Source organism: Streptomyces yatensis (genome assembly GCF_018069625.1).
Lineage (GTDB): Bacteria > Actinomycetota > Actinomycetes > Streptomycetales > Streptomycetaceae > Streptomyces > Streptomyces yatensis.
On the sequence record NZ_CP072941.1, the window covers coordinates 5858655 to 5870994 of the forward strand.

The window sequence follows — 12340 nt, forward strand, 5'->3', positions numbered from 1 at the left end:
GTCCTGGTAAAGAGCGAGGCAGTCGAGAGGAGTGGCCATGGGGGCAGTGGGGGCAGTCAGAAGCAGGCATGGCGGGCGTGGCCGACGCGCGGGCCTCGTGCTGGGACTGGCGGGAATGACGGTGCCGCTCGCGGTCGCCGTCGCCGGTCCCGCGCAGGCTCAGGCACGGCCGGCCCAGGCGCGGCCGCTGGGCAGGTCGGCCGGATCGGTGACACCGGCCACCATGGCCGCGTCATCGTGTACGGCCGGCGTGGGGCCGTACCAGCGGCAGGCCGAGCGGTTCCTGGGCCGCCCCGTGGACGGGCGGCAGTCGCGGGCGGACTGTCTCGCGATCCAGAAGTTCCAGGTCAACCACGGCATCAGCCCGACGATCGGCTACGCGGGCCCGATCACCTGGGGCGTGATGAGCCTGATCAACACCCAGAAGGCCGCCGGAACAAACCCGAACGCGGCGAAGAAGTGCCCGACCAACAAGGGCCGCATCGCCTGTGTCGACCTCACCCGGCAGCTCAGCTGGATCCAGGACGGCTCCCGGCTGGTCTACGGGCCGGTGCCGGTGCGGTCCGGGCGGGACGGCTTCGAGACCCGCACCGGCCTGAAGAAGATCTACTGGCGCGACGTCAACCACTGGTCGACGCTCTACAAGGTCGCCATGCCCTACAGCCAGTTCTTCGACGGCGGTCAGGCGTTCCACTCGATCGCCGGGAGCGTATGGTCCCCGCCCGGCTCCCACGGCTGCGTCAATATGCGCACGGGCGAGGCCAAGAAGTACTGGAGCCTGCTGAAGAACGGCGACGACGTGTACGTCTACGGGCGCAAGCCCGGCACGTGAGCGGCGCCTGAGCCGATGACGTGACCATGCCGCTGCCCGGGGCCCCGGCCCCGGGCAGCGGCACGTCAAGGGTCCGCACGCCCCCCGTCCGCGTCCTACGCGGGCCGCACGCTCCCGTAGATCGGCATCTCGGTGATCGGCGCCTTCTTCACCACATCGCCCGGCTTCGGCGCGTGGATCATCATCCCGTCGCCGATGTAGAGGCCGACATGGCTGATGTCGTCGTAGAAGAAGACCAGATCGCCCGGCTGGAGTTCGGACGTCGAGACGCGCGTACCGGCCTTCACCTGGTCCCAGGTGGTGCGCGGCAGCGAGATCCCGGCCGTCTTCCAGGCCGCCTGCGTCAGCCCTGAGCAGTCGAAGGAGCTGGGGCCGGTGGCGCCCCAGACATACGGCTTGCCGAGCTGCGACTTGGCGAAGGCGATGGCCTGGGCCGCCTTGGAGCTGTTGGCCGGGGCCGAGGGCGTCGTCGAACCGGAGCCGCTGTCTCCGTTCGGTTGTTCCTGCTGCTCCTGCTGCTTCTTGCGCGCGGCCTCCTGGCGCTGCTTCTCGGCGAGCGCGGCCGCCTTACGGCGGGCCTCTTCCGCCTTCTTCTTCTCGATCGCCGCCAGGCGCGCCTTCTCCTTGGCGGTCAGATTCGCCAGTAGCCGCCGGGCCTCGGTCAGCTTGTCCTGGACGGTCTTCTTCTGGGTCTTCAGCTGCTTCTGCGACGCGGTCAGCGAGGCGAGGCTCTCGCTGGCCTTACCGCGCTCCTTGGCGGCGCTCGCCTGCTGCTTCTGGAAGTCGTCGACGGCCTGTTTCTGCCGACCGGTCAGCCGGTCGATCAGATGCGACTGGTCGAAGACGTCCTGTGGATCGTTGGAGAACAGCAGGGTCGCGGCGGAGCGGGCCATTCCGCCGTCGCGGTACTGGGCGGCGGCGTAGGCCCCGAGCGTGCGTCGGGCCTCGTTGAGCTTCTCGGTGCGCTCGGCGACGGAGTCCAGCAGCTTGTCGACCTTGGCCCGCTGCTGATCGGCGCGTTCCTTGGCGGCGTTGTAGCGCTGGGTGGCGCTCTCGGCCTGGTGGTAGAGGGTGTCGACCTTCTCCTTGACCTTCTCGATCGACTGGGCGGCCGGCTTGGGGTCGCCCGGCGCGGCGTTGGCCGTCTGGGAGAGGAGGGTGACGGATGCGAGAGCGGCCGTGGTGAACCCGACGGCCGTACGGCGGCCGTGACCGGTGAGCGGGGCCGGTATTCGGCTCCGCGGCTTGCGGTGCGACGCCAAGGGAGGCGACTCCTTCCGTGGACCGCCTACCGGGTTAGCTGTCGGGTTCGGGCGGTACGGAAGGTTGCCCTACGGCCGTGTCCGGGCGGCACCTGCGTGCCACGCCGTTCGGGCCGATTCACCCCGGTGTTGCGTTGTCGGGTCCCCGGCTCCGGGCGCCTTGCGGCGGTGCCGGACTCGGCGGAGGCAGCCCGTGCCGGCGTGGTTCGCCGACGGATCTTCCGGGCCGCCTGACGCAGGACGGTAGCCAACACGTGGGGCTCCTGTGAAGACTGGTGGCCGTTTTGCCCGAAACCGTTTCGTGATGTTCGGGCATCGGCTGTCAGTGGGGCGGCCTAGACTCGGGGAGCGATGAGCAGCCTCTTTGACGACAGCTTCCTGGCGGACCTCGGGCCTCCTTCGAACGAGGAGCCACCGCCGCCGCCCGAGGATTCGGCGCACCCCGGCCCCGATGGCGCCGAGGACGTGCCGCATCACCTCTTCAGCGGCGGCTTCGACGCGCCCGTGCCCCGGGAGGCCCACTACCGGGACGGTGCGGCGCGGCCCGTCGTGGACCCGTCCGCCCTGCTCGAGGGGTTGAACGAGCAGCAGAGAGCCGCCGTGGAGCACACCGGCTCGCCGCTGCTGATCGTCGCGGGCGCCGGCTCCGGCAAGACCCGGGTGCTCACCCACCGCATCGCCTATCTGCTCGGCGCCCGCGGGACGCACCCCGGCCAGATCCTCGCCATCACCTTCACCAACAAGGCGGCGGGCGAGATGAAGGAGCGGGTGGAGGAGCTCGTCGGCCCGCGGGCGAACGCCATGTGGGTCTCCACCTTCCACAGCGCCTGCGTCCGCATCCTGCGCCGCGAGTCCAAGAAGCTCGGCTTCACCTCATCGTTCTCGATCTACGACGCCGCCGACTCCAAGCGGCTGATGTCGCTGGTCTGCCGGGATCTGGATCTCGACCCCAAGCGGTTCCCGCCGAAGTCCTTCAGCGCCAAGGTCTCCAACCTGAAGAACGAGCTGATCGACGAGGAGACCTTCGCCGGACAGGCGGCAGGGGGCACCTCCCGGACGGAGTCTGGGGGAGGTTTCGAGAAGACCCTGGCCGAGGCGTACGCGATGTACCAGGCGAGGCTGCGCGAGGCCAACGCACTGGACTTCGACGACATCATCATGACCACGGTCAACCTGCTCCAGGCCTTCCCGGACGTCGCCGAGCACTACCGCCGCCGCTTCCGGCACGTCCTGGTGGACGAGTACCAGGACACCAACCACGCGCAGTACACCCTCGTGCGCGAGCTGGTGGGCACGGACACCGAGGAGACCACGGCCGCCGAGCTGTGCGTGGTGGGCGACGCCGACCAGTCGATCTACGCCTTCCGGGGCGCCACGATCCGCAACATCCTCCAGTTCGAGGAGGACTACCCCACCGCGCGCACGATCCTCCTCGAGCAGAACTACCGCTCCACCCAGACCATCCTGAGCGCGGCCAACGCGGTCATCGAGCGCAATGAGAACCGCCGCCCGAAGAACCTGTGGACCGAGGCCGGCGCCGGGGCCGAGATCACCGGCTATGTGGCCGACACCGAGCACGACGAGGCCCAGTTCGTCGCCGACGAGATCGACCGGCTCACCGACGCGGGCGACGCCAAGGCCGGTGACGTGGCGGTCTTCTACCGGACCAACGCCCAGTCCCGTGTCTTCGAAGAGATCTTGATCCGGGTCGGGCTGCCGTACAAGGTCGTCGGCGGCGTGCGCTTCTACGAGCGCAAGGAGGTCCGGGACGTCCTCGCCTATCTGCGGGTGCTGGCCAACCCCGAGGACTCCGTCCCGCTCCGCCGGATTCTGAACGTGCCCAAGCGCGGCATCGGGGAGCGCGCGGAGGCCATGATCGACGCACTGGCGCTGCGCGAGAAGATCACCTTCCCGCAGGCGCTGCGCCGGGTCGACGACGCGTACGGCATGGCCGCCCGCTCGGCCAACGCCGTCAAGCGGTTCAACACGCTCATGGAGGAGCTGCACACCATCGTGGAGTCCGGGGCGGGTCCGGCGACCGTCCTGGAGGCGGTGCTGGAGCGCACCGGCTATCTGGCCGAGCTCCAGGCGTCCACCGATCCGCAGGACGAGACCCGGATCGAGAACCTGCAGGAGCTCGCCGCCGTGGCCCTGGAGTTCGAGCAGGACCGCGGCGAGGAGAACCCCGGCACCCTCGCGGACTTCCTGGAGCAGGTCGCGCTCGTCGCCGACTCCGACCAGATCCCCGACGAGGACACCGACGGCTCCGGCGTGATCACGCTGATGACGCTGCACACCGCGAAGGGCCTGGAGTTCCCGGTCGTCTTCCTCAGCGGCATGGAGGACGGCGTCTTCCCGCATATGCGGGCGCTCGGCCAGACCAAGGAGCTGGAGGAGGAGCGGCGGCTGGCCTATGTGGGCATCACCCGGGCCCGCGAGCGGCTCTATCTGACCCGCTCGACCATGCGCAGCGCCTGGGGCCAGCCCGCGTACAACCCGCCGTCCCGCTTCCTGGAGGAGATCCCGGACCAGTATGTGCGCTGGCGGCGCACCGGGCCCGCCACCCCCTCGGCGTCCATGGGCAGCGTCGCCTCGACCCCGCCGTCGGGGCTGTCGTCCGGTCTGTCGTCGTCGCGTTCGCGCACCGGGGGCAGCGGGTTCGCGACCCGGCGGGCCAAGGAGCGTCCGGTGGTCGCGCTGGCCATCGGCGACCGGGTCACCCATGACTCGTTCGGGCTCGGCACGGTGGTGGCGGTGAAGGGCAGCGGGGACAACGCGGAGGCGACGATCGACTTCGGCGAGGAGAAGCCGAAGCGGCTGCTGCTGCGGTACGCACCGGTGGAGAAGTTGTAGCCGCAGCGACCTGAAGGGCTGAGGCTGTAGCGCGCCGGTGGCGCGCTACAGCGGTGATCCGGGTCGGGGACGGGGTCGGACCCGGGCCCGGAGCCGGTCAGGTCGGGTCGAGGCCCTTTCCGCGCAGCCAGGGCAGCGGGTCGATGGCCGAGCCACCGCCGGGGTGGACCTCGAAGTGCAGATGCGGGCCGGTGGAGTTACCGGAGTTCCCGGAGTACGCGATGGTCTCCCCGGCCTTGACGGTCCCGGAGCGGATCTTGGCGCTGCTGAGGTGGCAGTACCAGGTCTCCGTGCCGTCCGGGCTGGTCAGGACGACCATGTTGCCGTAGGCGTCGTTCCACTGCGTCGTCACGGTGCCGTCGGTGGCGGCCATCACGGGCGTCCCGTAGCTCACCGGGAAGTCGATGCCGGTGTGCACGGACATCCAGTTGATACCGGCCTGGCCGAACATGGCGCTCAGGCCGTGCTGCGCGACGGGCAGCGCGAACTTCGGGCGCAGCGCCTCCTTGCGCGCCGCCTCGGCGGCCTTGCGCTTCTTCTCGGCGGCCTGGCGCGCCTGGAGGTCGATGCGCTCCTGGGTGCGGCTGGCCCGGTCGCGGAAGTCGTCGGCGCCCTCCCGGACCCCGGCGAGCTGGGAGTCCAGCTTGCTGTTGGCCACGGAGGGCTTCACGGGGGCCGCCGCGGTGTCGGGGGCGGCCTGAGTCGTGGACTCGTCCTTCTTGTCGCTTCCCACGCCGCTGACCGAGGCGGCGGCCACGGCGGTGACGCCCAGCGCGCAGACGGAGGGGACGGCGACGGTGAGGAGCGCGGAGCGCTTGGGACGGGGCGAGGGGGTACGGCGGCGGCCGCGGCTCGCCTCCCGGCGGGGGGAGGGGGCGGATTCCCGCACGGCCGCCGCCTCGGGTTCAGGTTCCGCTTCGGGGCCCGGATCGTACGACTGGTCGGGCTCATGGACCGGGTCGAAGACGGCGGTGTGCTCGAAGCCCCCGGCCTGCTCGGCGACGGCGGCCTGCTCGAACGCGGCCGTCTCGTCGAACGCGGCGGTCTGCTCGAAGGCACCGGTCTGCTCGAAGGCACCGGTCTGGTCGAAGGAGTTGGGCTCGAACACGGCCGTCTGCTCGAAGCTGTTCGCCTCGTGCTCGGGCTGGTGCTGATGCTGGTCGAACCCTGTCTGCTCGAGCCCGGGGTGGTGGTCGAACCCCTGCTGGTCGAAGCCCGAGTGCTCGTGCCCCGCCTGGGTCAGCCCCGAGTGGTCGTAGTGCTGCTGCCCCTCGCCCACGGTCCCGTAGGCGGTGGCGTCCCAGAACTGGGTCTGGCCGGTGTCCACACCCGAGGTGTACGCCTCGGCCTCGTACCCCGCGCCGCCCGCGCCCTGGTCCCACTGGCCCGGCATCTCGGTGTGACCGGTGGCTCCCGTGTCCCACGCGCCGATGTCCCACTGAGCGCCGGTTTCGGCGTCCTGCTGGGCGGGGATACCGGTCGGCAAGTGATAGCCGGCGGCGGCCCACATCGCGGTGGTGTCGTAGGAGCCCGAGTCGTACTGAGTGGTGTCGTAGTGGGCCGTGTTGTAGTGACCCGTCTCGTACGACCCGGTCTGATGCTGGTCGGCCGCGGCCCACTGCGAGGCGTCGTACTGCCCGCTGTGGGCGCCCTGGGTGTCGTCGTACGCGCCCGGAAGCGTGCCGAAGAGCGGATCGCCGTCGCCGTAGGCCGTGGCCAGGTGGGCGAAGCTGCCGGTGGAATAGCCGTCGTACCCGGCGTAGCCGTGCGCTGTGTCCTGTCGCTGACCGTAGGCCTCGTCGTACGGATACGAGGCGTCAGGAGCGGGGACGGTCGGAGGGGCCCCCGACGGGTGACGGTCGTTCACCACCAACTTCTCTTTCGCCTCGGCTGCAGGAGAATTAGCGGCGACTGTACCCGGCGGTACGCGGCAGCGACAATCTTCAGTGAGTTTTGAGCAGTACGGCAAAGGGCATTTGGCCGCCTTTCGGCTGACTGTACGCAGTTCCTTGGCCGGGTGTTCGATTGGCGTTCGGCAATTCCGGGCCCGCCGAACTACCGCGAGGGGGCCTTGTGCCGCCGTGCGGCGGCCCCTCGTCTCATGCCACCGAGGCCGCGCCGGAGGCGTCCGTCGGCGCCTCGTCGGCGGCATCCAGGGCCTCGCGGATCCGTACGGCCACGGAGGAATGCACCGCCAGGGCGAGATGTCCGATTCCGTTGACGCGGATGTTCTGGGAGATCACATCCGGATGGTCTATCCGGGCCGTCTCCGCCGGGATCATCAACTGATCCACATCGCTCCAGAAAGCGATGAAACGCGTACGGCAATCAGGGGCAGGTTGCCGCAACTCCGTTATCACCTCGGAGTCCGGGCACATCTGGCGCACGAGTGGATGTGCGGACAACAAGGGCGCGATCCGGGTGCCGCTGTGCGGGGTGCCGAGTGTCACCAGGGTGTGGACGCGGGCGTCCCCGCCCAGACGCTGGACGTAGTAACGGGCGATCAGACCGCCCAGGCTGTGCCCGATGACGTCCACCTGGCCATGGCCGGTGCGCGCGCAGACCTCCTCGACATGGCGGCCGAGCAGCGCGGCGGCGGTGCGCAGATCGCACAGCAGCGGCGAGTAGTTGAGCGCCTGGATGTGCGGCCGGCCGTGGCGGCCGAGCGAGCGGCGCAGCGGTACGAAGACGGACCGGTTGTCGATGAAGCCGTGGAGAAGGAGGACGGGGCGGTGGGCCCGGCCGTCCATGGGCAGACGCGCCGCCGCACCGGGCGGCGGCGGAGCGGGCGGGCGCTCCTGACGCAGCCCGGTCGGGTAGAGCAGCAGATGCCCGGCGAGCAGCGCCAGGTCGAGGGCGATGGCCCGGAGCTGGCGGATCTGTACGAGGCCCATGGCGGCCGACCTCCCGCGATGCGGCGCACAGGAGGCGGCTGGAGGCTCCCCCCGCATGCCCTCATGGGCAGCCGGTCGCTTCGGGCGTGCTTCGGCCGTGGTCATGAGCCCCGGCCATGAGCCCTGGTCAGGGCGTCGGTCAGGGCGCGGGTCATGGCGGCTTCGACCGTGCGGTGGCCCGATGTCCTCCGGCACCGCACGGTGAAGGGTGCTGTGACCGCATGACGCAGGACCGCCCGTCGCACCGCGGCGCCATGCGGCTCTCGACGGCGCTGCGCGGTGCGACGGTCCCCGCTGCGGCTCCCCTGGTGTGGCCGGCCCGAAGCGTATGCGGCGTCCGCGCGGTGGATGCGCGGCGTGCGCGGATGCGGATGCGGGTACGGGTGCGGCCTTCAGTGAACGTGTCCCACGTGTGATTTCCCCCTCGCGGCGCGCCGCGAAACTGCCGGGTAGGGGATGCTGGAGATAACGTTCGTTCACGTCGATGCGGGCGAGGGCTCGAAGGGCTCGAGGGCTTGGAGGCTGCGATGGGTGTGACCGGTCCGATCCGTGTGGTGGTGGCCAAGCCGGGGCTGGACGGCCACGACCGCGGGGCGAAGGTGATCGCGCGGGCGCTGCGCGACGCGGGCATGGAGGTCATCTACACCGGGCTCCACCAGACGCCCGAGCAGATCGTCGACACCGCGATCCAGGAGGACGCCGACGCGATCGGGCTGTCCATCCTCTCCGGTGCCCATATGACCCTGTTCGCCAAGGTGCTGGAGCTGCTGCGGGAGCGCGAGGCGGAGGACATCAAGGTCTTCGGCGGCGGGATCATCCCCGAGGCGGACATCCCCCCGCTCAAGCAGCAGGGCGTCGCGGAGATCTTCACCCCGGGCGCGACGACGACGTCCATCGTGGAGTGGGTGCGCGAGAACGTCCGCCCGGTAGCCGCCTGACCTGCCGGTTCTGTGGGGGGTAGGCCTGGGGCGTACGGCGCCGGGCCGTGCGCTGCCGGGCCGTGCGGCGCCGGGCCGTGCGCTGCCGGGCCGTGCGGCGCCGGGCCGTGCGGTGCTGGGCTGTTTCGCGTCGGGCCGTGTGGCGCCCGGTTTCGCGTCGGGCCGTGTGGCGCCGGGCCGTGTGGTGCTGGGCCGTTCCGCGCCGGGCCGTGTGGCACCCGGGCCGTTCCGCGTCGGGCCGTGTGGCGCCGGGCCGTGTGGCGCCGGCCGTTCCGCGTCGGGCCGTGCGGCGTCGGGCCGTTCCGCGTCGGGCCGTGTGGCGTCGGGCCGTTCCGCGCCCGGCCGTTCCGCGTCGGCCGTACGGCGCCACTCGGGCACGCCGGAGGCCAAGGCATCCACGGGCCCCGGGCCCGGTGCGCGGATCACCCCGGTTCGAGCTCGGCTTGCATGGCCGCCCTCAGCCGGAGGGTGCCCACCAGCCGCTGGAACGCCTCCGCCCAATAGCCCCCGGCTCCTGGCGCCGCCCCCTCCGACTCGTCCGGTATCGCCGTCAGCACCTCGAGCCGATCCGCCTGCGTCGGGTCCAGACAGCGCTCGGCAAGGCCCATGACCCCGCTGAAGCTCCACGGGTAGCTGCCCGCGTCGCGTGCGATGTCCAGCGCGTCGACGACGGCCCGGCCCAGCGGCTCGGCCCAGGGCACCGTGCACACCCCGAGCAGCCGGAAGGCATCGGACAGGCCGTGGGACGCGATGAACTCGGCCACCCACTCCGCCCGCTCCCGGGCCGGCAGCGCGGACAGCAGCTTCGCCGGGTCCCGCCAGGCGGCGGGGGCCGCCTCCCCGGCCGTGACCGGGGCCACCGCCGGGGTGCCGAGCAGCGCGCGGGACCACTCCGTGTTGCGCTGCCGCACCGCGGCCCGGCACCAGGCCGCGTGCAGATCCGCCTGCCAGCCGTCCGCGACGGGCAGCGCCACGATCTCGGCGGCACCCCGTCCGCCGAACCACGCGCTCCAGCGGTCCAGCGGGGTCGCCTCCACCAACTGACCCAGCCACCACGACCGTTCCCCCCGGCCGGAGGGCGGCTTGGGCACGATGCCGTCGCGCTGCATCCCGCTGTCGCACTCGTCCGGCGGCCGGACGGTTATCCACTCGGCGGCGGTCACTTTGCCGGTGGCCGGCTCGCCGGTGGCAAGCTCACCGCCGGTCGGCTCGCCGGCCGTCACCTCGTCCGTGGTCAGCGAGACGCAGCCCCGTGACCGCTCGGCCATGCGCGCGGCGAGCGCGGAGCCGGGGAGCGCGGAAATCAGCTCGGCGGCGGTCGCCCGGACGTTCCGGCTGCGGTCGGACAGCGCCTGTTCGAGGAACGGCTCATCGGACGGGGAGAGGTCGTCGCGCAGCGAGTCCAGGAACATCAGCCGGTCCTCGGCCCGCTCGGTCGACCAGGTGCCGCTGAGCAGGGCCAGCCCCGCCGCCGGGTCGCGGTGGCGCGCCGCCGCCAGCAGCGAGACCCGCTCGGCGAACAACCCCTCCTCCCACAGCCGCTGTTCGTCCTCCGGGCCGGTGGCCACCCCGGACGGCTCCGGGAGCGCTGTGGGAGCCCGGCCCGCCGTGCCCCGCAGCGCGAACTTCCAGTCCGGGTTGAGCCGGGCCAGCCACAGCGCGCGCGGTCCGCCGAGGGTCAGTGCCTCGGGCCGCAGATCGGTGCGGGCGCGGGCCGCGTCGAGAAGCGCCGGGAGCAGTGCGTCGGGCACGCGATAGCCGTGGTGATTGGCCAGGACGAGCCACTGCGGCAGCAGCTCGGCGAGGTCGGGGGCGGAGCGCGGACCGCCGCGCCCCGGCGCCGAGCGGTCGGCGAGCAGCATCGCCAGCCTGCTGCGGGCGGCCGTGGGCAGCGCCGGGCGCGGATCCTCGGGCGCCCGGCCGGGCCCCGGCCGGGCGGGCGCGGGCCGCAGCCCGGCCCGCCGCCGCACGGTGCTGAGCGCGGCCGCGTCCAGCAGGGCGGACGGCGCGTCCTGCCCGGGGCGCGGCGCGACGGGCGGGGTGCGCCGCTCGGTGCCGAGCAGCGCGGCCGCGACGAGATCGTCCCAGGACGCGGTGGGGGTCGTAGTGGTCAACGGATGCCTCCCTGCGCTGCCGTGTCGAGGAGCGGGACGGGGGTCGGGTCCCAGGTCGTGAGGGGCGAGAAGCCGCGATGGCCGCACTCGCCGAAGACGGTGACCGGGCCACCGCCGGATATGGCCATCAGCTGCCACAGGTCGGCGCGCCCCGCGCAGCGCGGATCGACGGGCAGGGCCGAGCCGCTCCGCTCATCCGCCAGCTGCCATCCGCCGTCCCCCGGAACCGGCACCACATCGGCGAGCACGACCGGCCAGCCGTCCAGCCACGGATCCTCCCCGAGCGCCGCCCCATAGGCCGCGAGCGCGGTGTCGACATCGCACCCCTCGGGGGCCGAAGGCGTCGTGGCGGACGGGGCGTGCGGCACCTCCTCGTTCCGGGTGCTGATCGCGGCACGCAGGGGCCGGGCCGCCGGGTAATAGGTGAGGTCGGCGTCGAGGACCAGGCCGGTGGGCAGGGCGAGCTCCGGGGACTGGCCGGGGGCGCTGAACGAGAGCAGCAGTGCCATACGGTGTGTGCGCTCGCCCCGCAGCCAGATCCTGCGGGTGGTCAGCCTGCCGTCCGTGCCGTCCTGGCGGCCCAGGACCAGCCAGCGGTCCCGGATCGGCTCCCCGGTCGCCAGCAGCTCGGCCACCGGCGTCGTGAGGCCCACGCGGGTGCGCGTGGTGGCGGCCAGCTTCTCCGGCAGCCCGTCCAGGTGGAGGAAGCCCTGGTTGAGGAGGTGGGCCAGCGCGCACTCCTCCAGCAGCCGGGCGGGCCACCCCGGACCGGACGACGGAATCGCGGCCAGCTCCCGCACCCGCGTCTCGAGCCCCGGGGCCTGGGCGTCGACCATCCGCGCGGCCGTCTCGTCCCACGCCCCGTACCCGGCGCGGTCGGCGGAGGCCAGACCGTCGCGGAGCAGATCGGCGAGCCGCCGCTCCAACTCCGTGGCGCCCGAGGCGATGCGCTGGGCCCGCCGCTCCGCGCGGCGGCGGGCCGCCTCCGGATCGGCCGCGCCCCCGCTCTCCCCCTTCTCCCCTCTCCCCGCGCCGTCCCCCGTCCCGCCGCCGCGGCCCGGGCCCCCATCCCGGGCCGCGGCGGCGAGCTTCTCGGCCCGCTCCCGCCGGTCGCCGAGCCACTGCTCGGCCCACTCCGGCGGCTCCCCGCCCCCGGGCACGCCCCCCTCGCCGGACGCCCACAGCAACAGCAGGCCCAGCGCGTGCTTGCACGGGAACTTCCGGCTCGGGCAACTGCACCGATATCCGGGTCCGTTCAGATCGACCACCGTTTGGTACGGCTTGCTGCCGCTGCCCGAGCACAGCCCCCACACCGCCTGGCCGTGCGCCCCCGCGCCCGACCATGTGCCGGCCGCGGCGAGCTTGCCGCCCGCCGTGCGTGACGTCGCGTCAGGAGCCAGGGCCAGCACCTGCTCCGCCGTCCAGCGTTCCCCCTGCGGATTCATGT

8 protein-coding genes and 1 riboswitch are annotated in these 12340 nt (G+C 72.4%); of the genes, 3 read left to right on the forward strand and 5 right to left on the reverse strand.

Annotated elements, in window-relative coordinates:
- The first annotated feature begins 37 nt into the window (after positions 1–37).
- A complete protein-coding gene (locus tag J8403_RS24660; RefSeq protein ID WP_211125062.1) occupies positions 38–832 on the forward strand; it encodes a L,D-transpeptidase in 795 nt (264 codons plus the stop codon).
- A gap of 95 nt (positions 833–927) precedes the next feature.
- Here J8403_RS24660 and J8403_RS24665 read toward each other — a convergent pair whose 3' ends face one another.
- Entirely contained in the window at positions 928–2094 is a 1167-nt protein-coding gene (locus J8403_RS24665) for a C40 family peptidase (RefSeq protein ID WP_211125063.1), read from the reverse strand.
- 8 nt (positions 2095–2102) lie between these two features.
- Positions 2103–2287: riboswitch (cyclic di-AMP (ydaO/yuaA leader) on the reverse strand.
- A gap of 158 nt (positions 2288–2445) precedes the next feature.
- On the opposite strand from J8403_RS24665, the gene pcrA reads away from it, so the two are divergent.
- Positions 2446–4947 (forward strand): DNA helicase PcrA, encoded by a 2502-nt coding sequence (gene pcrA, locus J8403_RS24670; RefSeq protein ID WP_211125064.1) that lies wholly within the window; start codon positions 2446–2448, stop codon positions 4945–4947.
- 97 nt (positions 4948–5044) lie between these two features.
- On the opposite strand, the gene J8403_RS24675 is transcribed toward pcrA, so the two are convergent.
- Positions 5045–6817, reverse strand: a complete 1773-nt coding sequence (locus tag J8403_RS24675) for a M23 family metallopeptidase (protein WP_425519829.1) — start codon at positions 6815–6817, stop codon at positions 5045–5047.
- 229 nt (positions 6818–7046) lie between these two features.
- Positions 7047–7841 carry a lipase family alpha/beta hydrolase gene (locus tag J8403_RS24680; RefSeq protein WP_211125066.1) on the reverse strand — a complete coding sequence of 265 codons (795 nt, stop codon included), beginning with the start codon at positions 7839–7841 and terminating at the stop codon, positions 7047–7049.
- Between the two features lie 527 nt (positions 7842–8368).
- Here J8403_RS24680 and icmB point away from each other — a divergent pair.
- Complete coding sequence (icmB, locus tag J8403_RS24685) at positions 8369–8779, forward strand: coenzyme B12-dependent isobutyryl CoA mutase small subunit (RefSeq protein ID WP_211125067.1); 411 nt, start codon at positions 8369–8371, stop codon at positions 8777–8779.
- Between the two features lie 422 nt (positions 8780–9201).
- Here the strand turns inward: icmB and J8403_RS24690 are convergent, their stop codons facing one another.
- A complete protein-coding gene (locus tag J8403_RS24690) occupies positions 9202–10893 on the reverse strand; it encodes a DUF5691 domain-containing protein (protein ID WP_211125068.1) in 1692 nt (563 codons plus the stop codon).
- A complete protein-coding gene (locus J8403_RS24695; RefSeq protein ID WP_211125069.1) occupies positions 10890–12338 on the reverse strand; it encodes an SWIM zinc finger family protein in 1449 nt (482 codons plus the stop codon). The genes J8403_RS24690 and J8403_RS24695 overlap by 4 nt, the downstream gene beginning before the upstream one ends.
- Positions 12339–12340: the final 2 nt, after the last annotated feature.

Bases quoted from the DNA above. Each gene is read 5' to 3' on its own strand.
- icmB (WP_211125067.1), top strand. From the start codon at position 8,369: ATGGGTGTGACCGGTCCGATCCGTGTGGTGGTGGCCAAGCCGGGGCTG.
- J8403_RS24695 (WP_211125069.1), bottom strand. From the start codon at position 12,338: ATGAATCCGCAGGGGGAACGCTGGACGGCGGAGCAGGTGCTGGCCCTG.
- pcrA (WP_211125064.1), top strand. From the start codon at position 2,446: ATGAGCAGCCTCTTTGACGACAGCTTCCTGGCGGACCTCGGGCCTCCT.
- J8403_RS24680 (WP_211125066.1), bottom strand. From the start codon at position 7,841: ATGGGCCTCGTACAGATCCGCCAGCTCCGGGCCATCGCCCTCGACCTG.
- J8403_RS24660 (WP_211125062.1), top strand. From the start codon at position 38: ATGGGGGCAGTGGGGGCAGTCAGAAGCAGGCATGGCGGGCGTGGCCGA.